Consider the following 24,378-nt stretch of genomic DNA (forward strand, 5'->3'; position numbering starts at 1 on the left):
TTTTGAATTCTTCGATTAGGCTAGTAAGCATGATTTAATTTTTTGGAAAAAAGTGAGCTTTTCTTAATTTTACCGGGAAAAGTTCACTTTTCTTTTAAAGATTGCCCCGGACTTTGAAAACCCCCTGCTTATTAAGGGGGGCTAGGGGGGATCAATTGTAATTTGGAAAGACAAACAGTAATGACAGCATTCACAGAATATTTACCCACAGGGATTCAACTGGTTTATCTAGTTTCCGCATCCCTGTTTATCATTGGATTAAAACAACTCGGTTCTCCAGCAACCGCTCGCAATGGGAACTTATTAGCCTCCGTTGCCATGTTCTTAGCGGTTGTCGTTACCCTGCTCGATCAGCAAGTTCTCAACTATGAACTCATCCTAGTGGGGATTATTATCGGTTCTCTGATTGGGGCGATCGCCGCCAAACAAGTCGCCATGACCGCCATGCCGCAGATGGTAGGCTTATTTAACGGATTAGGGGGGGCTGCATCTGCGTTAGTGGCGATCGCCGAATTTTGGCGGCGCTTAAACCAGCAGCAACCCATTCCCATCGATGCCAACCTCTCCATTATCCTCAGTGTCTTCATTGGTGGCGTTACACTCACCGGTTCTCTCATCGCCTTTGGAAAACTCCAAGGCATACTCACCGGAGCGCCCATTAAATTTCCCCTGCAACAACCCATTAACATCCTGTTGCTGATCGCCTTCCTCGGCACAACCGGCTATCTACTCTACGACTCCCTCAACACCCCCATCTTCCTCGTAATGACCGGAATTTCCCTACTCCTAGGAATTCTATTCGTCATTCCCATCGGCGGCGGTGACATGCCCGTAGTCATCTCCCTACTCAACTCCCTCTCTGGTTTAGCCGCCAGTGCCGCCGGATTTGTCGTCATGAACAACGTGCTGATTATCTCCGGTGCATTAGTCGGAGCATCCGGCTTAATCCTCACCCAAATCATGTGTAAAGCCATGAACCGCACCCTCACCAACGTTCTCTTCAGTGGCTTTGGAACCGCCGAAGGAACAGGTAGTTCGGGCGGTTCCGGAGGAGCAGTACAACAAACCGTTCACAGCATCGACTCAGAAGAAGGAGCCATGATGCTCGGCTATTCCAAATCCGTCGTCGTTGTTCCCGGCTATGGCATGGCAGTTGCCCAAGCCCAGCATGTCGTCCGGGAATTAGCCGATTTACTCGAAAAACAAGGCGTTGAAGTCAAATATGCCATTCATCCCGTAGCCGGACGGATGCCAGGACATATGAATGTCCTCTTAGCAGAAGCCAATGTTCCCTACAACCAACTCTATGACATGGATGACATCAATCCCCAATTTGACCAAACCGATGTCGCCTTAGTCATTGGAGCCAATGATGTGGTCAATCCTGCTGCTCGCAGTAATCAGGATAGCCCCATTTATGGAATGCCCATTCTAGAAGTAGACCGAGCCAAGCATACCATTGTGATTAAACGGAGCATGAATACGGGGTTTGCAGGTGTAGATAATGAGTTGTTCTACAAAGATAAAACCATGATGCTCTTTGGTAGTGCAAAGGATGTGGTAAATCAACTCGTTTCAAGTGTCAAAGAGTTATAGACGCACAGTAGGGGTGAAAAATTTTCGCCCCTACCAATTGTTGGCAACGATTAATACGGGGGTTGTAGGGGCGGGTTTCAAACCCACCCCTACACTGTTTCATCGCTATTTAAAACAACCATAAAGGGTAAAACTATGAATACTTCCCACCTCAAGAAAATCCTAGGAGTCTTTATCGTACTCTATCTGCCTATCTTGGCAATTCTGGTATTCATTAAAGTTCAAGATCAAGTCCCTATATATTATCTCACCCTTGACCCCCTTGGTGTGTGTCACAAACACTTGAAGTTGTATAATGAAAACTTGCACTTCTATGCAGGGACTTTATCCAATATTGGTGTTCTGTTCTGGTGCGCTGCAACCATAGTCTGCTGGTTCTCTTTTGCCCTTTTGTTTGAATTGAGAGCAAAACAGAAATTGCAAGTTTTTTTTCTAGCTTCAGGTGCGGTAACTGCTGTGCTGTTATTGGATGACTTATTTATTCTCCACACCCTGGGATTCCCCTACTATCTAGGGATTCCACAAAAAATAGTTTTTTTAATTTACTCATGTATCCTGATCGCGTACTTAACCAGCTTTTATAGACTGATTTTATCGACAGAAAAAATTTCATTTACTTTTGCGTTAATCTTTTTTGCCTTATCTATTCTGTTTGATCGACAAGTTATCCCTGTCCCCGATTATTGGCTAGATAATGGCAACAACTTGTTACTAGAGGATGGATTTAAGATACTCGGAATTGTAACCTGGTTTTACTACTTTTTTCAATTGGGCATTACAGAAATCAAAAATGTTTATTTAGATCGCCAAAACCCGATATGCTACCCTAAAAGGTAGTGGGCATTGCCCACCTGACCAATAGAATGATAAAATGTATGGCAAAATAGGGTATCCTCATGAAACTTTCTACAGCATTAATTTCTGTACCCGACTATCTTGAAGGGGAAAAACTCAGCCCCATTCGTCATGAATATATTGGCGGGCAAATATTCGCCATGTCTGGGGGGAGCGAAGAACATAATCGTATTGCTGGTAATATCTATACTCGTTTACTGATTCATTTACGAGGGAGTGGTTGTAAAACCTTTATGTCAGACATGAAGGTTAATATGCCTATTGCTCGCGATACGGCAGATCTGTTTTATTATCCCGATGTTATGGTAACCTGCGATCCTGAAGATCGGGAAAAATATTATAAAACTTCTCCTTGTTTAATTGTGGAGGTGCTTTCCCCTTCGACTGAAAGTTTAGATCGGCGAGAAAAACGGTTAAATTATCAAAGTTTGCCCAGTTTACAGGAATATGTTCTGGTGTCTCAAACCGAAATGAAAGTGGAAGTGTATCGACGGAAGACCGACGGAAATTGGTCGCTGGAAATTTTGGAACTAGATGATAGTTTAGAGTTGAATTCAGTGGGTTTGAGCTTGACAATGGCGGACATTTATGATGAGGTTTTGACCGAGTGAGATATGGACGAGTAGGGGGGCAATGCCACCTTACCAATAGAATGATAAAAGGTCTAGCAAAATAGGGTATTCTCATGAAACTTTCTACAGCATTAATTTCTGTACCCGACTATCTTGAAGGGGAAAAACTCAGCCCCATTCGTCATGAATATATTGGCGGGCAAATATTCGCCATGTCTGGTGGGAGCGAAGAACATAATCGTATTACTCTCAATATTGCGAGTTTTTTAAACGCTCATTTACGAGGGAGTGGTTGTAAAACTTTTATGTCAGACATGAAGGTTAATATGCCTATTGCTCGCGATACGGCAGATCTGTTTTATTATCCCGATGTTATGGTCACCTGCGAGCCTGAAGATCGGGAAAAATATTATAAAACTTCTCCTTGTTTAATTGTGGAGGTACTTTCCCCTTCGACTGAAAGTTTAGATCGGCGAGAAAAACGGTTGAATTATCAAAGTTTGCCCAGTTTACAGGAATATATTCTGGTGTCTCAAACGGAAATGAAGGTGGAAGTGTATCGACGGAATACGGATGGAAATTGGTCGCTGGAAATTTTGGAGATAGATGATAGTTTAGAGTTGAATTCAGTGGGTTTGAGCTTGACAATGGCAGACATTTATGATGAGGTTTTGACCGAGTGAAAGATTAAGTGGGTCAGGTGGGCATTGCCCACCCTACGAATTGGCCTTATTCTGATTGGGAAAGACTATGAGTACCAAAAGATGAAAAAAAAACTAATATTAACGATTTTATATCAATTTAATCCCTGGAAAAGTAGTATTGGCGGGATTCAAAGCGTAATCTGTAATTTTATTAAATATGCCCCTTCAGATTTTGAAGTGCGGTTGGTGGGGACAGGAGAAGATACTGGTGAGTTGGGCAAATGGCAGGATAGAGAATTTGCTGGACGAGCGTTGAAGTTTATGCCGGTTATTCCCTTGGAAGAGGATAATGTCAGGCGCTGGATTCCCACAACTTTAAAGTATACGCAAGCTTTGATGGGAAAAGATTTGAGTTCGGATTTTCTGCATTTCCATCGGATTGAGCCGACGTTGGTTGCTGGGAAATGGCAGGGGGAGAAGGCTTTATTTATTCATAATGATATTCAACAACAAATGAAGTCTACTACTGGGAAAAAGGCTTTATTATGGCAATATTTTCCCTGGGCTTATTTTGTGCTGGAAAATCGACTGATGCAAGGGTTGGATCGGCTTTATTCGTGTAACACGGAATCCACAAGGTTTTACCAAGAACGTTATCCTGATTTATCGTCTAGGGTGCAGGGGATAAGAAATCCAGTTGATTTAGAGCGTTTTTATCCTCTGGAAGTTCGGGAAAAAGAGGAAAAGAGAAAAGATTTGGCACGGAAGATGAATCTCTCATCAGATACTCGTTTTGTTTTGTTTGCGGGTCGTCTTCATCCTCAAAAAGATCCTTTGTTACTTGTTCAAACTGTAGGAATACTTAAAGAAGCTAATATCCACCTATTGGTTGCTGGGGAAGGAGAATTAAGACCTGAACTAGAGTCTGAAATTAAACGGTTAGATCTGTCCACAAAAATTACCCTTTTAGGGGCTGTACCTCAAGAACAGTTGGTTAAATACCATCAATTAAGTTCTGCATGTATTTTAACCAGTGTCTATGAAGGATTACCAATTGTGGTTTTAGAGGCGCTTTCTTGTGGAACTCCTTTTGTGAGTACGGCTTGTGGTGAAACGCCGCGAATTTTAATTCCTGGAAGTGGTGAAGTTTCTGCCACTCGATCTGCTGGTGCGATCGCTCAAGAATTAAGAAAAGTTATTAACAATCCCGATCAATATTCTTCCTTAATTTGTCGTCAAGCCGTACAACCCTATAATGCCAAAGAAGTCGTTATCAATCTTTATGAAGAAATGAAACAAAGGAGACGAATGGGGAAAGAAATGTAGAAAACGGATTGATTTTGCATTGAAAATCGTTTATAGTCCCAATTGGTTATTCAAGAGAAGCTGAAATTCAACAAATCTTAATTGATCTGGAGTCTCTTGAAGAGAACAACGGCAAAAACAAGTTTTTGTATAAAGCGGTGCTTTCCAGGGGGTAGCTCATTATGAGGATTGCAGTTATTGGTGCAAAAGGGCTACCTGCCAAACAGGGGGGATAGAACATTACTGTCAAGAACTCTATCCCAGAATGGTGGCAGCAGGGCATCGTGTGGATCTATTTGCCCGATCGAGCTATACAGAAACGCCTTGGTTTTCATCGACGAAAGTGAAGGGGGTAAATGTGATTTCTTTGCCCTCGATTCCTCTTCGGGGAGTCGATGCAGTATTTAATTCAGCACTAGGAGCGATCGCCACCTACTTACGTTCCTACGATTTAGTTCATATCCATGCCCTGGGGCCGGCTTTGTTCTGTTGGTTACCAAAACTGATGGGGTCAACTACAGTCATCGTCACTTGTCATGGTTTAGATTGGCAGCGATCGAAATGGGGAGCCTTCTCTAGCCGATTAATTCATCTCGGAGAAAAGATGGCTGTACGCTACGCTGATGAAATCACCGTGGTTTCTCAAGCTCTGCAAGACTACTTCAAAACCACCTATGGGATTATTACTCCCTGTATTCCCAATGCACCGGCTACCTATTTAGGCTCAGATGCTCACAGTACATATCTTCAATTACAGATAAGTATACTCAAGAGCTTAAACAATTGGCGGCTAATCACCCGAAGATTATATTCACAGGTCAAATTAGAGGGGTTGAACTTGCGGATATCGTCCGGGGAGCAAGTTTGTTTGTGCTGCCCTCCGATCTAGAAGGGCTACCTCTGGTGATGCTCGAAGCGATGCAAGAAGGGATTCCCGTGCTGGCAAGCAATATTCCTGCCCATGAGCAACTGGTGGGGGCACAAGAAGAACGGGGACTCTTGTTTCCGGTAGGAAATGTTGAAGGCTGTGCCCAGAAATTAGAATATGCACTGTCCCATCCCGAACATATACAGGAAGTGGCTCAAAAGGCCCAAAAGCATATTAAAACCCATTACAACTGGAAAAATATTACTTATGAAAAACTGAAGCTCTACAATAAAGTAGTAACCAGTCGCTCTGTAGCGGAAAGCTTCCAAAAGAATTTAGTACAACGGAAGCGGTTGAAATCGCTGGGCAGGATTGAAACTAAATAAAAGACATGGAACGCACTTTACCCTCACTACATTCAGTTTGGCATCGTCGCGGTTGGGTGGCAGTTTTGGCATTGTTGTCTACCCTTTCTGGTGCTGGGGCGTATTTGTTCTTTACTGCTCCCAAATATGAAGTTAAGGCACGGTTAATTCTCAATGACCGACAGCTTGGGATATCAGAGTTAAGTCGAAGCTTGAGTGAAGTATCGAGCTACCGCACGGGAGAGTCGAGTCCTTTGGCGACGCAATCGGAGTTAATTAAGTCACAACGAGTGATTCAAGAAGCGATGGATCGGGTTAATATAGAAACCCTCGATCCTTTGGCAGTGCCTCCGACATTAAAACAAGTGCGTAAGCACTTAAAAATAGCTATTATTCCGGCGACTAATATCCTAGAGGTCACTTATCAGAATGAATCGGAAGTCTTGGCGGTAGAAGTGCTAAATTCTATTGCCCAAACCATGGTAGATGAAAGTGCGAGGGAAATTCGCCTAGAAGCTAAGGCAGTCAGAGAATTCCTGGAGCAGGAAGTGCCCAGACAAAGGCAAATTACAGAAGCGGCTGAAAGAGCCGAAAATGACTACCGTAGGGTGAGTGGCTTGGTCAATGTGGAAGAACAAACGGCTCAGTTAGTAGGAAGTTTAGGGGATTTGGAAGCGCAGGAGAGGACGCTGGTTGCTGAGTATCAAGAGAGAATTACTCAAGTAGAACAATTGCGCCAATTGACGGGAATTGATAATCCAAAAAATGCTTATATTGGACGCAGAGTAGGGGGAGATCAAGAGATAGAAGAGATGAGAAGTCAATTAGCACAGGTAGATGCTGAATTGGCAACAGCGCGATCGCGGTTTACCGATGAAAATCCGATTGTCCAGTCCTTAGCTGCCCAGCGCCAGGCTCTGGTTGAACTCTATCAACAGAAACTTGCTGAAGTGGTTCCTCCGGGTGAAACTTTGCCCCGGCAAGGGATTACGTCTGATGAACTGAGTGAGAATTTAATTGCTGACTTGATTACGGCTCAGTCCCAAAGTGTGGCACTGGCAGACCGAATTAGAGCCTTGCGTGGAGAACGGCAAAATTTATTAGCTCGTTTGGATGAGTTGCCCCTAAAACAACAACCGTTAATGGCTTTAGTGCGCCAACGAGAAGAGGCAGAAGAAACGTTGAGATTTCTGCAAGGGAAGCTCGAAGAAGCTCGATTAGCAGAAACTCAACTGTTAGGCAATATTCGGATTATTGAACTGGCAGAAGAGGGGAGTGGAGACGAAACACCGAGCGCTGCGGTGGTGTTAGTTCTAGCCACAGCATTTGGAGTGATGCTGGCGGTAGGGTTAGTGGTGCTGTTGGAAATTATGGATAATACACTCCATGATGATGGGGAAATTGAAGAGTTGCTCAAGTTGCCTCTATTGGGTGTATTGCCTACTTTGACGGCTCCGGTTCTGAAGTTAACGCCTCCTAACGCTTTTCTGGACAATGGCCGGTTTGTGGAACCCTATCGTTTATTGTTGAAAACGCTAGAATTTCGGAGTGCAGACCCCCTGAAAAGGGTGGTAATTAGCAGCGCGATCGCCTCGGAAGGCAAATCAACGATCGCCGCCCATTTAGCCGCCGTCTCTGCTCTGCTAGGTCGCCGTACTCTGATTATCGATGCTGATCTACGGTGTCCTCAACAACACCGGATCTGGCAACGGGAGGCCCAACCGGGTTTGACAGAAAGTTTAAACGGCGATCGCCCCTTATCTCAATCCGTACAAGCCACAGAAATCGACAACCTATATCTGCTGCCTTGTGGAGAACTCACCCCTCACCCCTCCAAGCTCCTGGAGTCTGCCCGACTGCACACTTTACTCGAAGAAGCGGCCCAAACCTACGATTTGGTTATTATTGACACCCCTCCCATCAGCAGTTGCGGCGATGCCCATACCCTTAGTCGTGACAGTAATGGTTTATTGCTTATTACTCGCCCCAATGTGACTCCCAAAGATATCCTCATCCGACTGTATCGGACTTGAAAAGTAACGGCGTGAAGGTGATGGGGGTTGCTGTTAATGGCATGACGGCGTATACAAGAGCCTATTATCGGTATCCCGTGCAGGGAAAATTGCCCGCAGTTAAATCCTTGCAACCGGCCAAGAAAGGTCAAGGAGGCGATCGTGGCTGACCTGAAAGTAAGTAAAATCACTTCCCTGGGACTTCTATCTGTTGCGACCCTATTTATGGGTTTAATCGCCGGTTTGCTGGTGGGACTCAAGCCAAAACTCTTAGCCATGGCTTTCATTGCCGGAATGGGTGTCCTCTGTTTCTTTACCTATTTTGAAGCCACCGTCATTGGCTTACTGATTCTGCGAACCTCCCTCGATATCTTTTCTGACTACAGTCTCCCGGCTGCCTTTGGTTTGGGCCTGATTGTCCTTACCCTCCTCTATGTCTTGGTGCAACTGCTCACGCGCCAACCGGTTAAAACTGATGGGTTCTGGTGGTTCCTTATTCTCTGGTTAGCCTTCCAAGTCCTCTGGGTCATTTTGCTTCCCCTTGGAGGCTTAGGCTTAGATGGCTCTTATCTCTCCTCCGCTTTACGAGAATGGATACGCCTGTTTGCCTGGCTCATGGTTTATCTATTGGTGATGCAACTCAAAGGACGACTGTCTCCTCAGCAGATGATGACGCTGCTCTTTTGGGGGCTTGTCATTCCCTTAGCTTTAGCCTCCCTGCAACTGGCGATCCCTTCTGCCCTCCCCTCTATGTTTCTCTATCAAAGCAGCAGTGGGGCGTTTGAGACGGGAAGCCGAATTAATGGGAGTCTGGGACATCCGAATACCTTTACCAGTTTTCTCTATCTGTTTATTGGATTAACTTACTGGAAACAGGGGCATACCCGCGATCGCCAGCTTTGGCTAGGGATACTCGGATTAGTAGTGATGTTTTTTGTCGCCACTAAAGCCTTATTTGGCTTAATAATGCTGACAACTTTCCTATTTTGTATTCTCGCACCGCGCATGAATGCTGTGAACTTTTTGGGGGCGATCGCACTCCTAACTCTAGTTCTCGGACTATTCGCCAGCACCGAATTTGGCCAAGAACGCTTAGGTTCCATTGCCGAAACCCCCCTCCTAAACCCAGATATGGACATTTGGAAAGCCATCCTCCTCTCCCAAGGCGATGGCAACAGTTTTAATTGGCGACTCTCTCAATGGCATTATTTACTCACCCAATGGCAAAATTATCCCTGGCTCGGTTTTGGACTAGGCTTAGGAAAATATGTCAGCACCAACGGCTTAGAACCCCACAATGACTATGTTCGCGCCCTAGTCGAAGGTGGCATCATCGGATTTACCAGTTTTCTAGCATTTATTGGCGCTCAGGCTCTCCGTTTACTTCAGCTCATCCGCCGATCTCCACCCAAAAGCGCACAACAAGATTTAGCCTTCACCCTCCTCGCCCTCCTCGCTGGTTTATCTGTCGGCATGATTACCGAAAATATCTGGACTCATACCACCTATTTCTTCTACTGGTTTACCGTCTTCGCTGTAGCTGGTTGGGATTGGAAAAAAAAAGAAAAATCCTGGCATGAGATCAATCAGGAGTAAACCCATGACCAAAATTTCTGTCATTATTCCTGCCTATAACGCCATGGCTTATCTTCCAGAAACAATTGAAAATGTTCTGAAACAAACCCATGAAGATTTTGAAGTAATTGTAGTTAATGACGGCAGTTCCGATCAAACTCCTGAATGGGTGGCTCAAGTCCCCGATCCCAGGATAAAATTAATCTCGCAAGAAAATACCGGTCAAGCCAAGGCAAGAAATACAGGGATTGCCTATGCTAAAGGTGAATATATTGCCTTTTTAGATGCCGATGATTTGTGGGAACCTACTAAATTAAAAAAACAACTCGAATGTTTAGAAAAAGATCAAACCATTGGTTTAGTTTACACTTGGGTTGCTTTTATAGATGAGCAAGGAAAAGAAACTGGTCGGATCTTTAAAAGCACTGTTCAAGGACAGGTTTGGGATACCTTAATTCAACAGAATATTCTAGTTTGTGGTAGTGTACCAATGGTTCGGAGAACTTGCTTCCAAACCTGTGGTGTTTTTGATCCCGAATTACGATCGTTTAATGAAGATTGGGATATGTGGCTGCGGATTGCTTCTTCTTATCCATTTGCAGTTGTTCCAGAAGTTTTAGTGTACTATCGACAGCATCCTATCAGTGCCTCACGAGATTGGAAAGCCATGGCTCAGGGATATCAAATCGTAATTGAAAAAGCATTTACTTCTGCTCCTTCAGAACTGCAATACTTGAAAAGTAAAAGTTATGGTAGAGCCAATTTTTCTTTAGCATGGAAGCCTTTAAAATGCCTTAAAAAAGATTGTCAAATGTCATTTTATTTTCGTAAAATAGCTATAGAATACGATCCAATGCTATGGTGGACAAAAGAATATTGGCGCTTAAGTTTAGCTCTTTTTTTGATGGCATATTTGGGAACAAAGAGATATGATGTTTTACTCAAAATATTATATAGATATCGTTGGTTTGTGAATAAAATATTCAACAATGTAATTATTAGAAAAAAATATTTAGTAGTAAATGATAGACAAATTTTTAAATCTGAATGATCTGAAGCAGCTCATCTCAAACCGTTTTCTCCGTAATGCTGGATGGCTAGGGATGTCAGAATTTGCCAACCGAATTTTCCGCTTAGGAACGACGGTAACCTTAGCACGAATGTTTAGCCAAGAAGATTATGGAATGATGGCAATTGTTTATACAGTTTTTGAATTTGCCAGTGTCTTTACTTTAAAAAATGGATTAGGGGCTAAAATCATTCAAGCTGACGAATCCGATCTGGCGGATATTTGTCAAGCTTCTTATTGGTTGAATTGGATACTGTGTCTTGGCATTATCCTCATTCAATGTGGATTTTCTTTTGTCATTGCGGATGTATATAACAGTCCTAAATTAATTCTTCCTCTATGTGTTCTCTCATCCATGTATTTATTGTTCCCTCTTTTTATGGTGCAAGGGGCATTGATAGAACGAGAAAATCGGCTAAAAATCAGGGCATTGTGTTATGGTGTAGAATCTTTAATTAGTAATACAATAACTATCATTCTAGCCTTATTCGGTTTTGGGATATGGTCAATCGTTCTAGCGATGGTTTTATCTCGACCTGTTTGGGTAATTATTACTTGGAAAAATCATCATTGGCAGCCTCCAAAATCTATTAACTTCCCAAAATGGAAGACGGTGGTTACCTTTGGTCGAAATCTGGTGATGGTTGAACTCTTGAATAAAATTACCGATCAGATTGATTATTTAATTGTCGGTAAAGTTTTAGGATTAAATGCCCTAGGGATCTATTTCTTTGCTTTTAATGCGGGTTCAGGGATTACCATGAATGTAGTGAATTCATTAATTTCAGCCTTATATCCTCACCTCTGTGCTGTACGAGAAACCTTAGAAGGATTAAAATATGAATACTTTAGCAGTCTCAAGAAAGTTGCTAAGTTTTTGATTCCTTTAGTATTACTACAATCTGTTTTAGCGCCCTTCTATGTTCCCATTATCTTTGGGGAGAAGTGGTCTGAGGGAATTCCGATTTTAATTCTAATTTGTCTTTCCGTAATTCCTAGGGCTTATAAGTTATCCTCTACCATCCTTCTGAATTCAGTTGATAAGACCCATATTTCCCTGAGACTTGATTTGATCTATACTTCACTCTTTGTGATGGCCCTTTGGATTGTAGCTCCTTATGGTATTTTATGGGTAGCAGTTACCGTTTTGAGCTTCCATACAGTCATGTCATCTCTCTTCAATTGGTCAGCGATTAAGATGGTTTTTGTAAAAGACAGCGTGTAAAACGATGAATGCTTCCCACCTGAAGAAAATCCTAGGAGTGTTTGCGTTTCTATATTTGCCTATCTTGGTGATTCTTGTTTTGATTAAAGTTCAAGATCGAGTCCCCATATATTATCTCACCCTTGACCCCATTGCTGTGGGTAATGAGGCATTGCCATTCTATACAGGAGCCTTATCCAATATTGGTATTCTATTTTGGTGCGCTGCAACTACAGTATGCTGGTTCTGTTTTGCCCTTTTACTCGAATTGAAAGCTAAACAGAAACTACAAATTTTTTTTCTGGCTTCAGGTGCGCTTACCGCTTTGCTTTTGTTTGATGATTTATTTGTTCTCCACTCCATTGGATTCCCCCAATATCTGAAAATCCCAGAAGGAAGTATTGTTTTTATCTATTTAGGGATTGTTATCGTATATTTAACGATTTTTCATCGAATTATCTTATCGACAGAAAATATTTCGTTTACCTTTGCATTAATATTTTTTCTCTTGTCTATTCTCTTGGATAAAGAAGTTTTTCCTCTGCCAGATCGCTGGTTCGACAATGGAAACAATTTACTCCTAGAGGATGGATTTAAGATCTTAGGCATAGTAAGCTGGTTTTACTACTTTGTACAATTGGGAATTACAGAAATCAAAAAAGTTTATTTAGATCGTTATATCAAATCTAGAAAAGAATACTAGATTTGATATATATAGTCGATTGGAATAACAGTGAGACATTTTTGTAGGGGCGAGCGGCCGATCGCCCCTACAGATACGGGTATTCTAGACTGGTTGTGTCTGTATTGTCGTGTCTCAACCTTAATCGAATTGACTATACAGCTCTTCCCCTGGTAGTAGACTGTAATAAACTAGATGCTGAGAAGAAAAAGAAATAAGCAAACCAACTTATAATACCTAAAAATTTAAATCCCTCTTCAACCCAATGCTTACCGTATAATGTTTCAGAAGTAAATTCATATAATCCTGATGCAACCAAGAATGCAAAAGCCAAAACCAAAAACAACAGGTAATCTGAACTCAAAACGATCTTTCTAAAAGAATATACACAACTAATGAAAGCTAGACCATATGCTGAAAAAATAAGGAACTCAACAAATCTTGGAAAGATGTCAGAGAGTTCGTGTAGCTGAAACATATCATCAAGCAGCAAAATCATGGATAACAGTCCAAAGAACAAAAAGAAAGAAGACTTTTGAAGACATCCCTTTATTTTTTTCAGACAAAATGCAGAAAAAAAACAGACAGTCACTGCTGCACACCAAAACAAATTTCCGACATTGGAGAAAAAGCCGATATAACCTGGAATTTCAGCAACACTTGCAGGATCTCCTACAACAGTATATGCATCAACACCAACTATTTTAGTGAATACAAATGACATAAGTATAAAAAGTAATGCGGGAACATATACCTTGATTAAAGTTAGCTTATGGATTTTCATCTTAATCAATCACCTACATATGTATAAAAGCTTACATATAACGCTGCGTGCTAGGCAATATCTTGTCTTACTTAGGGTCTAGCCTTGAATTTGTACTCCATAGATTTGTACTCCATAGAAGAGAGAAGCGCTATATGTGTCTAATATTAACTTAAAATTAACTTAAAATTAACTTAAAAGTCCCACTCCTAGAAGCATGAACAGAAAGCGATCGCTCTGGATATCGATCCTCATTTTTACCCTAATCATCGCTTGCAGCACCTCTTCCTCTTCTGTTCCCCAACTCCGCGATAAGCATCATCAACCGTTTTCGAGCGAGAGTATCTGGAACATGCCCATTGGTTCCGATGCAAAATACACTCCAGCAGGTTTGGGCCAAGCTCAATGGGTTTCTCCTGAAATTAACTATTACATTGTTACCCAACAGAGCGATCCTCAAGTGCCGTGGTATTTTCCTCAACATTGGGGGGTGGGGCGATGTGAGCTGGGGGGCAGACAACTGGGTACGATTCATGTGCCAGCAGACTTAATTGTTCCCGATGCTACAGAAAACGAAACTCCCAATAATGCAGCCGCTTTCCTCGCTCCTGATGGAGAAACCTTAATTCAACTCAATCCTTTAGCTCGTTGCGAAAAAGGGGGGCCAGTGTTTGGCTATCCCACCCCCAGAGAAGAAAGTATCTATGGCATGGGAATTACGGGAGGTCAAGGAGGTTCTGGGTTATCGAGTATTGGGGGGGCGATTCGCTTAGGGGAGTTGTTGCCTTCTGCACCTCCGATTCCCCATGTTCTAAAATTATTGGTCTATGCCCATCAATATCTCTATCGCGAACCTCCAGGATATCGATGGCCGGCTGTTCGTTCTGATGCTTATGCCTACAATGATGATTCTTCTATTAGATATGGTGGCTCCAATCCGAAGTTAGTCATGGGCGCTCTCTTAGCCATTCCTCCAGAGATGAATGAAGAGGATTTAGGACTGCAAACCCTGCCCGGAAAAAAGCTCTTTCATGCCCTACAGAACTATGGCGGGTATATTGTTGATGATACGGCTTGGGATAATTATGCGATCGCCATCGAAAACGGAGCCGAAACCGAATTTAAGTCGGTCTACGGCTATTCCTTTGCCAAAGATTCTGGGCCCTTTTATGAGGATATCAATCAACTCTTTCAAGCCTTATCCATCGTAGAGAACAATACCCCTGAAACCATTGGAGGAGGGGGTAAACCTCGTCAACCCTTGGCTGGCCCAATCAGCAATTAGTATTATTGAATGCAAAATAAAGGAAGGGGCGAAAAATGGTTCACCCCTAGCTCATTTACACACCTAAAATGGGGTCGAGCTTACCCTGAGCATCCAGGGCGTAAATGCCGCTACAGTCACCAATATACTGATCCTCGACAAAAATCTGAGGAACCGATCGCGGGCCGCCCGTGCGTTCTACCATTTTATCCCGTGCGTCTTCGTCTCCATCGATACCATATTCGATATAGTCAACCCCTTTGCTCTCTAGCAGGGCTTTGGCTCGCAGACAAAAGGGGCAGGTTCTCCAAGTATAAATTTCAACTTTTGCCATAATCGTTGTGGCTCTCCCATAATCCAATTCCTTTACAATTCTATACAAAATTGGCGATCGCCCCAGGAATGATTGCAGGAGTCCCTCAAAAAAAGGTACTATGCTCCTTTGAGCTTATGAATATTGCTTTAGTCTGAGGATTACATCATCAGTGCGAAAGATAGTTTTAGCAGGTAACTGGAAAATGCACAAAACCCAGGCTGAGAGCCTAGAGTTTGTGCAAGCATTTCTCTCTCAACTGGAAAAAACCCCCGCAGAACGAACCGTCGTTTTGTGTGTCCCCTTTACCGATTTAGGGATTCTAGCAGAAAAATTAAAGGGTACTCGTGTGGATCTGGGGGCGCAAAATGTTCACTGGGAAGACCAGGGCGCTTATACCGGTGAAGTTTCTGGCCCCATGCTCACAGAAATCGGTATACAGTACGTGGTCATCGGCCACAGCGAGCGCCGGGAGTATTTTGGCGAAACCGATCAAACCGTTAATTTACGTCTGAAGGCAGCACAAAAACATGGGCTAATCCCCATTCTCTGTGTGGGAGAAACAGAGCAACAGCGAGTCAATGGGGAAACGGAATCTCATATTAGTTCGCAGTTGGATCAAGATTTAGTGGGAATCGATCAAAGTCAACTGGTGATTGCCTATGAGCCAATTTGGGCCATTGGAACCGGCAAAACTTGCGATTCTGAGGAAGCTAACCGGGTGATTGGTTTAATTCGTTCTCAGCTTTCTAACCCGGATGTGCCCATACAATATGGAGGTTCAGTGAAACCCGATAATATTGATGAGATTATGGCCCAACCGGAAATTGATGGGGTTCTTGTTGGTGGCGCAAGTCTGGATGCACCAGGGTTTGCCCGAATTGTCAATTACAACACTTCGCCCTAGGAAATAGGGAATAGGAAATAGACTGTAGGGGCGAACGGCTGTTTCCCTTCGGGACATGAAAAGCCCCTACAGTTCTTAGGTTTTTATAGGGATAGGATATGGGTTGGATGGTGCGGGGACGCTCCTTGGATTGGGGAGAGCGAACCTATGTAATGGGAGTGTTGAATGTTACACCAGATAGTTTTAGCGATGGGGGTGAGTTTCAGGGCTTAGAAACCGCGATCGCCCAGAGCCGATATTTAGTCGATCGCGGTGCAGATATAGTCGATATTGGCGGCCAGTCCACTCGCCCTGGTAGCCCCCAAATTTCCCTGAATGAGGAGTTAAATCGGGTGATTCCAGTCATTCAAAACATCCGAGAATTACCTGAACCCTATGGCAATATTCCAGTCTCCATTGATACGACACGCTCGAAAGTGGCGCAGGCAGCAGTAGAGGCCGGTGCAGATTGGGTGAATGATATTTCTGGGGGAGACTTTGACGAGCAAATGTTGGCAACTGTCGCTCAACTGGGAGTGCCCATTATTTTAATGCATATGCGGGGAACTCCGGAAACCATGCAACAGTTGACCCAGTATGAGGACTTAATCGGCGAGATAGTTGGAGTTTTAGAGGAGAAAATTCAGAAGGCTCTGAAGGCTGGAATTAAGGATATTATCGTTGATCCGGGCATTGGCTTTGCCAAAACCACTGAGCAAAATTTAGAAATTGTGCGCCAGGTTCCTCGGTTGCGCGAATTGGGTTATCCGGTACTCATTGGCCCCTCGCGCAAAAGTTTTATCGGTCATATTTTAAACCAGCCTGACCCCAAAAAACGGGTTTGGGGTACAGCATCCGCTTGTTGTGCAGCCATTTCTGGGGGGGCAGATATGGTGAGAGTCCACGACTTGCCGCAGATGGTAGAGGTGTGTCGGGTGGCGGATGCCATTTATCGGGGGGCGATCGCCTCTTGAATTGAGACTCAACATTGATCCAAATGGCTTGGCTCTCAATTATGCTATAACGTTGACAGATACAAGATCGTCATGGCGATCGCAGGGAAATCATCTCTGCAACAGGGTTTAGCTCTAGGTTGATAGTCGATCGATGAAGGGACTGAAAAATTTGCCTCCTCTGGGCAATATGATTAAAATTCTGGGCATCAATCTGGTGTTGATGTTCCTCTTACTAGAAGGAGTGTGTTTGGGGTTTTATGCCGCTCAACATCAGCAACTCTATTATGGGCGATCGCCAGAAAATGCCGAAAACTCAGAAGACGATCCCATCAACCTCGAGCAACAGGGGATTCGCTTAGAACAAAATATCAGCGAAATCCTGCATCCCTTCTTTGGCTATATCTCCAAACCTGGTGCAGGATTTGGGGGCTTTGAATTTCAGTCGGTTTTTAATGCCAATAATTATGGTTTAGTCTCTCAAGTTAATTATCCCTACATCCGGCAAAATCCCAATCAGGTTCTCGTCGGCATTTTTGGCGGTTCTGTCGCCACATTCTACTATATGAATGAAATCGAGAATCCTACCCTCGCCCGAACCCTGAAGGCTTTACCCCAATTTGCTGATAAAGAAATTGTCCTCTTAAATTTTTCCCAAGGGGGCTATAAGCAACCGCAACAATTGCTGGTGTTGAATTATTTCTTATCTCAAGGGCAAGAACTGGATTTAGTCATTAACATTGATGGTTTCAATGAAGTAGCGATCGCCAGCAACAATATCAAAAAAAATATCGCTCCTTCTATGCCGAGTGCCTTACAAGTCATGCCTCTAGTGCAGTTAACCAATAATAACCTCTCAAGCAATCAAATGAAAATCATGCTAGAGGTGATCGCGATTAAAGAAAAACTGAAAAATAGCTTGCAAGCCCAACAAGATTGTGGGTTAGCGTTATGTTATTTTTGGGAACAAATTCGCTCAACCGTTTTAATCAGACGTTATTACGATCGCCTAGAAGACTTTGACGATCAACGCAAAAAATCAGCCACTCCAGATGAATCTTTAATTTATCTCCAACCTTGGGAAAGTCAAGGGATAGAAACAGATTACCAAGCCATGACCCAGATTTGGCGACAGTCTTCTTTAGCCATGAATTCGGTTCTAAAATATCGAAATATTCCCTATTTCCATATCTTGCAACCCAATCAATACTATCCCACCGAGCGCCAATTTAGTGCGGAAGAACAGGAGCAATTTGCACCAGAGAGGAATCAACGCAATCCTTATATTAATGGCGTACAGTTGGGTTATCCCACTTTAGTGAAAGCGAGTCAAGAATTATTGGAGAATGGGGTATCTTTCTTTAATGGTGTCACTGCCTTTGATTCAGAACCCCAAACCGTTTATATTGATACCTGTTGCCACTATAATCAAACGGGTAGAAATATTTTTGCCAACTTTGTTGCCAGTCAAATTGCCCTTACTCTCAGTCAACCGAGTCCTTAGCGATCATGGTTAAGTTTAAGCCAAAATGGATTAAAGTCATCTTACTTAATATTGGCGGTGTTTTGCTGTCTTTAGAACTGCTGTCTTTAGGGTTTTATGGACTGAAAATGCAGCAACTTTTTTATACTCGCTCCCAAGACTCAAAAGAAACCTATTCGGCACTTGAGGAAACAGATAATACGGGAGTTGAGTTAGATGATAGTTTGCTACTAAGACTCCATCCTTATTTTGGCTATACTGATTTTAAGCCCCAAGAGCCAACGATTAATAATTATCAATTTGGTTCATTTAGGGATTATCCAGTGCTGAAAGAGAGCGATCGCCAGTATATCATCGGCATTTTTGGTGGATCGGTGGCGTTGGCGATCGCCAATACGGAAGCCAAGTATCAAATTATTACCAACACTCTCCAGAAATTTCCCCAATTTGCCGATAAAGAGATTATTATCTTAAATTTTGCCCAGGGAGGGTATAAACAACCCCAGCAACTCCTCGTCTTTAACTATTTCTTATCCCTAGGGCAAGACTTTGATATGGTGATTAACATTGATGGCTTTAATGAAGTGGTATTATCCAGCCTCAATTATCCCGAAAATGTCCATTTATCCCTACCCAATGGTTCCCTGATGAAAGCCTTAGTCAATCTAGGGAATCATCAATTTTCTGCCAAAGATCTGGAAATGTTGATTAAAATCCGTGAATATAATGCTACCCTTCGTAAAATTGAAAATCAACAAAATGCTTGCAGTTTAGCACTCTGTTATATCAGTCAACTCTTCCATTATCAAATTCTACGTCTAGATTATCAAAATTTCTTAAAACACCAGCAAAATAAAACTTCAGAAACTCTAGTTTTAGCTCCGACATCTAACGCCTTTAGCCTGTTTTATCTCAATCCTCCCGATCCCGATACAACAGATGAAAACCTGTATAGCAAAATTGCTCAAACTTGGGTAAACAGTTCTATTTTAATGCATCAAACCTTGCTCAGTCAAAATGCCCTTTACTTCCATTTCTTGCAACCGAATCAATACTATTCTACCCAACGTCAGCTTACTCCCCAAGAGCAAAAACAGGCGATTAATCCGGAAAAAACTTATACCCAAGGTGTGTCTCAAGGTTACCCAGAATTAATCAGAGCTATTACCCAACTGCAACAAAATCAGGTCAATATTTTTAATGGGACAACTGTTTTTGATCCTGAATCTCAACCGGTTTATAGGGATGATTGTTGCCATTATACCATTCTAGGTAATCAAATTTTTGCCCAATATATTGCCAACCAAATTGTGCAAACTCTGCAAGCCGGAACGCCATCCGCAACGGTTCAAACTAAATTAAAGAATTTGGCGATAAATAACCCATAAAAAACGAAAAATAATAGTCCTTCCCATTGGGTAATGTGTTGATCTTGGGTAACTGTATAAAATAACAGGGTTCCGGCAGCAAAAAAGGGTAATCCGATAATCAGTAAATCATGGTTGATTTCTAATTGGGTAATTAATCCCGGAATACCCATTACCACTAGGGAATTAAAGATATTAGAGCCAACGACATTTCCTAATGCCATTTCTGCATTGCCTTTACGGGCAGCATTTAAGCTAACCATTAACTCTGGCAAAGAGGTTCCTAATGCTACGGCACTCACAGCAATAATATGTTTACCAATGTTTAAGACTTGTGAAATTTGGGTGACGGATTCAATGGTGTAAACTGCACCAAAATATAAGCCAAAGCAACTGGTGACTAGAACCAGGGCAGCTTTTAGGGGAAAGGTTTGGGTGTGAGGGTTTTCGGTGTCTTCTTCTTCCGTTCGGTGGCTGAGGGTATAGAAGAGATAAACCACATATCCTAACAGACAAAAAATAGCTTCACCTTGGGAAAACTGCTCGTTAATTACGGCAAGAATGAAGAGGAGGGCAGAGCCTAATAGTAGGGGTAAGTCAACTTTGGTTAAATCGTATTCTAGAATGAGTCCTTTACTAAAGACGGCTGCTACGCCAACAATGAGGAAAATATTGGCGATGTTCGATCCGAGGACATTACCGAAGACAATTTCTGATGAGTTGTTGAAAATGGCAACCAGGGAAGAGAGGAGTTCGGGTAGAGATGTGCCGATGGATAATAGGAGTACACCGACGATAAAGGAAGGTAAGCGAAAAAATAATCCTAAAACTTCGGCTGATTCCGTAAAAAAGTCCGATGATTTGATTAAGACTGCTAAACTAATGACGAAAATTAAAGACCACAGCAGAATTACAGATGTCATATTAATTAAACATTAAACATTAAACATTAAACATGGGCTTGGATTAGTGAATATGAAATGAAGAGGAAAAAGGATGAACGCTTGCATTACAGGCGACATCCTTATTTATCTTAATTTCTTATTGTGGTCTAAGCCTCGTCATAGGCTTCCATATCTAACAAGTAGAGATAGGGTTGAACGATATCGACCATTTCTGGACGCTGGAAGGCGATCGCCCGTAATAGATGCCAGTCCCTTAATCCTTCAAAGGCATTGCTATACTCATCTTTTTCCAAACGGTTTGCCAGCAGGGTGATATCTTCTGAAGTCATGTTAGAAATTGCCTGCTTGGAGATGGTGATCATTGCCATAGTTGAGCCTCCCATTGCACCGTCTGTATATCAACACTATCTTATCCCATTGATGTACAGAGGGTGGGCTAACTTTCGGCGATCGCCTCCTCAGCACTCGGCTGCGACATTCCCGCTAACAGATTTTCACCCTTGAGCATCCGTTGAGCCGCTTCTAACAGTGCTTCCTCCAAATAAGGCTTGGTGAAATATCCCTTCGCTCCCAAAGTAGCCGCGTGTTGTTGAAACTTAGATGCACCCCGTGAGGTGAGCATTGCCATCGGAATTTGCTTGAGACCTTCATCACCTTGGAGACGCTCCAACAACTCCAAACCATTGAGCTTCGGCATCTCAATATCACAGAAAATCATGTCACAAGGCAGACCCGCTCGCAATTTCTCCCAAGCGTCTAACCCATTTCGAGCCTGCTCTACTCGATATCCAGACTTCACAAACGTCATCGATAACAGCTCGCGCACCGTAATCGAGTCATCAACAATCAACACCGTCGGTTCAGACTTATCAATGGGTTCGGGTTCGGGCGGAACCACTTCTTGCCACATCCGAGCATCCCGTCGAGAACGACCCATCGACAGATCGATTAACTCCAGCACATCGGCGATCGGCATAATCCGACCATCCCCAAGAACCGTCGCCCCAGCTACACCCACCGGTTTAGGAATCGGCCCCTCTAACTGCTTAATTACAATTTCCTGCTCTCCCAACACCTGATCCACCTGAAGTGCCAAATACTGACCCGCGCTTCGCAAAATCACGATCGAGATAATATCATCATCAGCAGAACCAGCAAACACCCGTCCCCGGCCAATCGTCCGGTTATACTGCAACAACTCTGATAGAGGCCTAAAAGGTAGCTCCGTATCCCGCCATTTAATGCAATTGAGACCTGCCGAATTGGCATAAATGCGCTCTTTGGGCACATCGAGCATATCTTCTACCCCATCCATCGGGAAGGCAATGCGGGCATGATTACTAATACAAGAGAGAGCCTTAGAAATACTCAAGGTTAACGGCAGACGGATCGTAAAGGTTGTCCCTTGTCCTTCCATGGAGTCCGTCGTAATCACACCGCGAATTTCCCGCAGAGCCACTCGCACCACATCCATCCCCACACCTCGACCGGCAAAATTATCCGCCTTATCCTTGGTACTAAAGCCAGGATGGAACAACAAATCATAGATATCTAGACGAGACATCAATTCTGCTTCTTTAGCTGTGATCAAACCTTTTTCTAGAGCTTTCGATTTCACTCGCGCCGTATTAATTCCTGCTCCATCATCAGAAACTGATATTACCGTTTGGTTTCCTTGGTGGAAGGCTCTAACCGTAATCTTGCCGACTGGGTTTTTGCCTGACTTTTTGCGATCCTGGGGAGTTTCAATCCCGTGGGTCATGGCATTATTGATCAGATGAGTCATCGGATCGAATAACTGCTCTTGAATCATTTTGTCGATCAGAGTCTCTTTCCCTTCAATCTGAATTTCTGCTTGCTTATTCAAACCCGTAGCAATTCGCCGCACTGCTCCTGGTAGACGATCTGCCGTTTGAGCAAAGGGAACCATTCGCGTGCGGGTTAACCCTTCTTGCAATTGAGTCGTGACTTGGCGGAATTGGCGGGTCACCTGATCGGTTTCTTCGACGATAAACTCGATATCGGAAGAAGACTCTCGGACTCGGACAATTAACTCAATGGTTTCTTGAGAGAGGGTATGGAAGGGGGTAAATCGATCCATTTCGATATGATCCCAACCATCATTGTGATTCGACTCTCCCGATCCATTTCCACCAGAGAAGGCGGTACGATTGCTATGACGAGAACTGAGCAATGCAGCTTCTAGAAGCGATCGCTCGTAGAGATCCCGCATTTTACCCCCCACATCACTCAGTTGCTGCACCAAATAGAGCAAGTTATCTAGACATTGCCGCAACCGTTCCTGGTTCTGCTCAAGACTGTTTCGGTTAACCACCAATTCCCCAACCAAGTTACTCAGGTTATCCAGTTGTTTGATCGGAACCCGCATGTTTTGCTCAACTCGTTTCGCGGATTTAGGCGATCGCGCCGTCGTCGCATTAGCCGTTGGTGGGCCCCCCAACGCCTGATCTGCCTGCGCTAATAACTCTTCGAGATCATCAAATCCCCCTTCCGTTACTTGCGAAACTTCCGGCAGTTCATGACTCACTTCTTGAGGTAGAGATGGACTCGGTAAAGTCACCGGTTCATCTAAAAACGTCTCCAACTGCGTAAAAACTTCAATACTTTCACGCTGCTTTTCCTCTACTCCCAAAAATGTCTCTAACTCTTGCCACATTCTAGAACCAGAATCCACTGGCTCTAAATGATCGCCAAAATCCAAACTCTCTAAAGTCTCATCCGTCGCACCTAAATCATCACCAAACAAATTCAGTTCATCGATATCTTCAAGATCTTCCCCAGCACCTAACGCCTCTTCTTCATCTGAAAACAGAGTTGACAAATCTTCCCCTTGATGATAATCCATCTCTAAGGAAAAATCTAAACCCTCTAGATCTTCAGATCCTTCTTCCATCACCGGTTCATCGAAATTCAAACCTCCATCTGCTCCTAAATCTGATGAAAAATCCAGAGCATCTGTCTCTAACCCATCCTCCAGTTCAAAATCATCAAACTCTTGAATGAATGTCTTTTGACTAGGATCTTCATCACCTGATTCAGAAGTCCAATCAAATATATCTACCGATGATTCCTCTTCCGAAGACTCCCCTAAATCCAGGGACATCTCCCCAGTCAAAGACTCCTCTGACTCCTCTTCTAAACTCAACTCCTCCAAATCCGAAGACTCCTCTAAATCGATTTCGTCTTCTAATTCCACTAATGGTGATGCAAAGAAATCATCTTCATCTGTTGATGGTCGAGAATCAGAATTAGTGGATGATAAACTCGAAGAATCTGATATCTCAAAAAAGTCATCAACACTAGCATCAGAATGAGAGGAATAGGTTTGCGAATTTGATGGATTATTCTCCATCATCATATCAAATTCATCTTGACGTTCTTGAGTTAAAACCTCTTCAACTTCTGGCGTTTCTTCTTCTTCTTCACCTTGTAGGATAACTTCAGACGAAGAATCAATCCTATCTACTTCTTCCTGTGAATTTAAATCCTCAGAATCCAAAGCATCTAAATCCATCTCTCCATCATCAGAGGAAGTATCTAAATCAAACAGTTCCTCTGAACTACTACTTTCTTCTAGTTCTAGAGACAAATCATCATCTAACGCTTCAGTTTCTCCCAAAGCATCTAAATCCATCTCTCCATCATCAGATGAAGCATCTAAATCAAACAGTTCCTC

At 43.1% G+C, this 24,378-nt stretch carries 21 protein-coding genes and 1 pseudogene; 17 read left to right on the forward strand and 5 right to left on the reverse strand.

Going from position 1 to position 24,378, the window contains the following annotated elements; all coding sequences use genetic code 11:
• Window positions 1-180 precede the first annotated feature (180 nt).
• The 12 genes and pseudogenes from PMG71_RS19490 to PMG71_RS19550 all read left to right on the forward strand — a co-directional run bounded on the left by PMG71_RS19490 (window position 181) and on the right by PMG71_RS19550 (window position 12,768).
• Complete coding sequence (locus PMG71_RS19490) at window positions 181-1,596, forward strand: NAD(P)(+) transhydrogenase (Re/Si-specific) subunit beta (RefSeq protein ID WP_283755393.1); 1,416 nt, start codon at window positions 181-183, stop codon at window positions 1,594-1,596.
• 135 nt (window positions 1,597-1,731) lie between these two features.
• Entirely contained in the window at window positions 1,732-2,433 is a 702-nt protein-coding gene (locus tag PMG71_RS19495) for a hypothetical protein (protein ID WP_488199582.1), read from the forward strand.
• A gap of 59 nt (window positions 2,434-2,492) precedes the next feature.
• Window positions 2,493-3,062 (forward strand): Uma2 family endonuclease, encoded by a 570-nt coding sequence (locus PMG71_RS19500; RefSeq protein WP_283755395.1) that lies wholly within the window; start codon window positions 2,493-2,495, stop codon window positions 3,060-3,062.
• Between the two features lie 74 nt (window positions 3,063-3,136).
• Complete coding sequence (locus PMG71_RS19505; RefSeq protein ID WP_283755396.1) at window positions 3,137-3,706, forward strand: Uma2 family endonuclease; 570 nt, start codon at window positions 3,137-3,139, stop codon at window positions 3,704-3,706.
• 81 nt (window positions 3,707-3,787) lie between these two features.
• Window positions 3,788-4,993 carry a glycosyltransferase gene (locus PMG71_RS19510; RefSeq protein WP_283755397.1) on the forward strand — a complete coding sequence of 402 codons (1,206 nt, stop codon included), beginning with the start codon at window positions 3,788-3,790 and terminating at the stop codon, window positions 4,991-4,993.
• A 161-nt stretch (window positions 4,994-5,154) separates the two neighbouring features.
• Window positions 5,155-6,226, forward strand: a pseudogene (locus tag PMG71_RS24230) (glycosyltransferase family 4 protein).
• A 5-nt stretch (window positions 6,227-6,231) separates the two neighbouring features.
• On the forward strand, window positions 6,232-8,238 hold the full coding sequence (locus PMG71_RS19525) for a GumC family protein (RefSeq protein ID WP_283755399.1): 2,007 nt from the start codon (window positions 6,232-6,234) through the stop codon (window positions 8,236-8,238).
• Entirely contained in the window at window positions 8,235-8,387 is a 153-nt protein-coding gene (locus PMG71_RS19530; protein ID WP_283755400.1) for a hypothetical protein, read from the forward strand. The genes PMG71_RS19525 and PMG71_RS19530 overlap by 4 nt, the downstream gene beginning before the upstream one ends.
• Window positions 8,380-9,813, forward strand: coding sequence for an O-antigen ligase family protein (locus tag PMG71_RS19535; protein WP_283755401.1), 1,434 nt, complete (start codon window positions 8,380-8,382; stop codon window positions 9,811-9,813). Before PMG71_RS19530 ends, PMG71_RS19535 begins: the two co-directional genes overlap by 8 nt.
• Window positions 9,814-9,817: 4 nt before the next feature.
• Window positions 9,818-10,843 carry a glycosyltransferase family 2 protein gene (locus PMG71_RS19540; protein WP_283755402.1) on the forward strand — a complete coding sequence of 342 codons (1,026 nt, stop codon included), beginning with the start codon at window positions 9,818-9,820 and terminating at the stop codon, window positions 10,841-10,843.
• On the forward strand, window positions 10,815-12,086 hold the full coding sequence (locus tag PMG71_RS19545) for a lipopolysaccharide biosynthesis protein (protein WP_283755403.1): 1,272 nt from the start codon (window positions 10,815-10,817) through the stop codon (window positions 12,084-12,086). Before PMG71_RS19540 ends, PMG71_RS19545 begins: the two co-directional genes overlap by 29 nt.
• A gap of 4 nt (window positions 12,087-12,090) precedes the next feature.
• The gene (locus PMG71_RS19550) at window positions 12,091-12,768 is read left to right on the forward strand and encodes a hypothetical protein (protein WP_283755404.1); all 678 of its coding nucleotides are present in this window, start codon (window positions 12,091-12,093) and stop codon (window positions 12,766-12,768) included.
• Between the two features lie 133 nt (window positions 12,769-12,901).
• Here PMG71_RS19550 and PMG71_RS19555 read toward each other — a convergent pair whose 3' ends face one another.
• Window positions 12,902-13,531 carry a hypothetical protein gene (locus tag PMG71_RS19555; RefSeq protein WP_488199583.1) on the reverse strand — a complete coding sequence of 210 codons (630 nt, stop codon included), beginning with the start codon at window positions 13,529-13,531 and terminating at the stop codon, window positions 12,902-12,904.
• Window positions 13,532-13,727: 196 nt separating this feature from the next.
• Here PMG71_RS19555 and PMG71_RS19560 point away from each other — a divergent pair, with 196 nt between their 5' ends.
• The gene (locus PMG71_RS19560) at window positions 13,728-14,795 is read left to right on the forward strand and encodes a hypothetical protein (RefSeq protein WP_283755406.1); all 1,068 of its coding nucleotides are present in this window, start codon (window positions 13,728-13,730) and stop codon (window positions 14,793-14,795) included.
• A gap of 55 nt (window positions 14,796-14,850) precedes the next feature.
• Here the strand turns inward: PMG71_RS19560 and grxC are convergent, their stop codons facing one another.
• Window positions 14,851-15,111 carry a glutaredoxin 3 gene (gene grxC, locus PMG71_RS19565; RefSeq protein WP_347179343.1) on the reverse strand — a complete coding sequence of 87 codons (261 nt, stop codon included), beginning with the start codon at window positions 15,109-15,111 and terminating at the stop codon, window positions 14,851-14,853.
• A 148-nt stretch (window positions 15,112-15,259) separates the two neighbouring features.
• Between grxC and tpiA the strand changes: the two genes are divergently transcribed.
• The 4 genes from tpiA (at window position 15,260) to PMG71_RS19585 (ending at window position 19,797) form a co-directional block, all read left to right on the forward strand.
• Window positions 15,260-15,994, forward strand: a complete 735-nt coding sequence (gene tpiA / locus PMG71_RS19570) for a triose-phosphate isomerase (RefSeq protein WP_283755408.1) — start codon at window positions 15,260-15,262, stop codon at window positions 15,992-15,994.
• A gap of 98 nt (window positions 15,995-16,092) precedes the next feature.
• Entirely contained in the window at window positions 16,093-16,947 is an 855-nt protein-coding gene (gene folP, locus PMG71_RS19575; protein ID WP_283755409.1) for a dihydropteroate synthase, read from the forward strand.
• 133 nt (window positions 16,948-17,080) lie between these two features.
• The gene (locus PMG71_RS19580) at window positions 17,081-18,430 is read left to right on the forward strand and encodes a hypothetical protein (RefSeq protein WP_283755410.1); all 1,350 of its coding nucleotides are present in this window, start codon (window positions 17,081-17,083) and stop codon (window positions 18,428-18,430) included.
• 5 nt (window positions 18,431-18,435) lie between these two features.
• Window positions 18,436-19,797, forward strand: a complete 1,362-nt coding sequence (locus tag PMG71_RS19585; RefSeq protein ID WP_283755411.1) for a hypothetical protein — start codon at window positions 18,436-18,438, stop codon at window positions 19,795-19,797.
• Here PMG71_RS19585 and PMG71_RS19590 read toward each other — a convergent pair.
• The 3 genes from PMG71_RS19590 to PMG71_RS19600 form a co-directional block, all read right to left on the reverse strand.
• The gene (locus PMG71_RS19590) at window positions 19,758-20,699 is read right to left on the reverse strand and encodes a calcium/sodium antiporter (protein WP_283755412.1); all 942 of its coding nucleotides are present in this window, start codon (window positions 20,697-20,699) and stop codon (window positions 19,758-19,760) included. The genes PMG71_RS19585 and PMG71_RS19590 overlap by 40 nt on opposite strands.
• A 128-nt stretch (window positions 20,700-20,827) precedes the next feature.
• Entirely contained in the window at window positions 20,828-21,049 is a 222-nt protein-coding gene (isiD, locus tag PMG71_RS19595; protein ID WP_283755413.1) for a protein IsiD, read from the reverse strand.
• 68 nt (window positions 21,050-21,117) lie between these two features.
• Window positions 21,118-24,060 (reverse strand): hybrid sensor histidine kinase/response regulator, encoded by a 2,943-nt coding sequence (locus PMG71_RS19600; RefSeq protein ID WP_430541023.1) that lies wholly within the window; start codon window positions 24,058-24,060, stop codon window positions 21,118-21,120.
• Window positions 24,061-24,378 lie beyond the last annotated feature (318 nt).

The sequence above is a fragment of the Roseofilum acuticapitatum BLCC-M154 genome (assembly GCF_030068475.1).
Lineage (GTDB): Bacteria > Cyanobacteriota > Cyanobacteriia > Cyanobacteriales > Desertifilaceae > Roseofilum > Roseofilum acuticapitatum.

Coding starts and splice junctions, on each gene's coding strand:
- PMG71_RS19490 (WP_283755393.1), top strand. CDS start 181: ATGACAGCATTCACAGAATATTTACCCACAGGGATTCAACTGGTTTAT.
- PMG71_RS19495 (WP_488199582.1), top strand. CDS start 1,732: ATGAATACTTCCCACCTCAAGAAAATCCTAGGAGTCTTTATCGTACTC.
- PMG71_RS19500 (WP_283755395.1), top strand. CDS start 2,493: ATGAAACTTTCTACAGCATTAATTTCTGTACCCGACTATCTTGAAGGG.
- PMG71_RS19505 (WP_283755396.1), top strand. CDS start 3,137: ATGAAACTTTCTACAGCATTAATTTCTGTACCCGACTATCTTGAAGGG.
- PMG71_RS19510 (WP_283755397.1), top strand. CDS start 3,788: ATGAAAAAAAAACTAATATTAACGATTTTATATCAATTTAATCCCTGG.
- PMG71_RS19525 (WP_283755399.1), top strand. CDS start 6,232: ATGGAACGCACTTTACCCTCACTACATTCAGTTTGGCATCGTCGCGGT.
- PMG71_RS19540 (WP_283755402.1), top strand. CDS start 9,818: ATGACCAAAATTTCTGTCATTATTCCTGCCTATAACGCCATGGCTTAT.
- PMG71_RS19545 (WP_283755403.1), top strand. CDS start 10,815: ATGATAGACAAATTTTTAAATCTGAATGATCTGAAGCAGCTCATCTCA.
- PMG71_RS19550 (WP_283755404.1), top strand. CDS start 12,091: ATGAATGCTTCCCACCTGAAGAAAATCCTAGGAGTGTTTGCGTTTCTA.
- PMG71_RS19555 (WP_488199583.1), bottom strand. CDS start 13,531: ATGAAAATCCATAAGCTAACTTTAATCAAGGTATATGTTCCCGCATTA.
- PMG71_RS19560 (WP_283755406.1), top strand. CDS start 13,728: ATGAACAGAAAGCGATCGCTCTGGATATCGATCCTCATTTTTACCCTA.
- folP (WP_283755409.1), top strand. CDS start 16,093: ATGGGTTGGATGGTGCGGGGACGCTCCTTGGATTGGGGAGAGCGAACC.
- PMG71_RS19580 (WP_283755410.1), top strand. CDS start 17,081: ATGAAGGGACTGAAAAATTTGCCTCCTCTGGGCAATATGATTAAAATT.
- PMG71_RS19585 (WP_283755411.1), top strand. CDS start 18,436: ATGGTTAAGTTTAAGCCAAAATGGATTAAAGTCATCTTACTTAATATT.
- PMG71_RS19590 (WP_283755412.1), bottom strand. CDS start 20,699: ATGACATCTGTAATTCTGCTGTGGTCTTTAATTTTCGTCATTAGTTTA.
- isiD (WP_283755413.1), bottom strand. CDS start 21,049: ATGGCAATGATCACCATCTCCAAGCAGGCAATTTCTAACATGACTTCA.
- PMG71_RS19600 (WP_430541023.1), bottom strand. CDS start 24,060: ATGATGATGGAGAATAATCCATCAAATTCGCAAACCTATTCCTCTCAT.